Here is a 361-nt window from a genome sequence, read left to right as displayed (position 1 = left end):
GGGCACGACGAGGCGCAGTTCGTCGCCGACGAGATCGAGAAGCTCCACGCGAACGGCATGGACTACCGCGACATCGCCGTGTTCTACCGCACGAACGCGCAGACCCGTGCGCTGGAGGAGATCTTCATCCGCTCGGCGCTGCCCTATCGCATCATGGGCGGCACCAAGTTCTACGAGCGCGCCGAGATCAAGGACTCGATGGCGTACCTGATCGCCGTCGCGAACCCTGACGACATGCTCGCGCTGCGGCGCATCCTGAACACACCGAAGCGGGGGATCGGCCCTGCCACCGAGACGCAGCTGGCGAGCTACGCCGGCGACAACGGCATCAGCTTCCGCGATGCGATGCGGGATGCCGCGT

The 361-nt window shown here is 66.2% G+C and carries 1 protein-coding gene; it reads left to right on the top strand.

Annotated features, from left to right (window positions below; genetic code table 11):
• Positions 1 to 361: 3'-5' exonuclease (locus AB4Z02_RS19355; protein ID WP_441973007.1), on the top strand; the 361-nt coding region annotated here is incomplete at both ends.

The sequence above is a fragment of the Pedococcus sp. 2YAF34 genome, from assembly GCF_052114585.1.
Lineage (GTDB): Bacteria > Actinomycetota > Actinomycetes > Actinomycetales > Dermatophilaceae > Pedococcus.
Note: the sequence above shows the minus strand (reverse complement) of the source record. Positions and strands in the feature narration are given on the sequence as shown.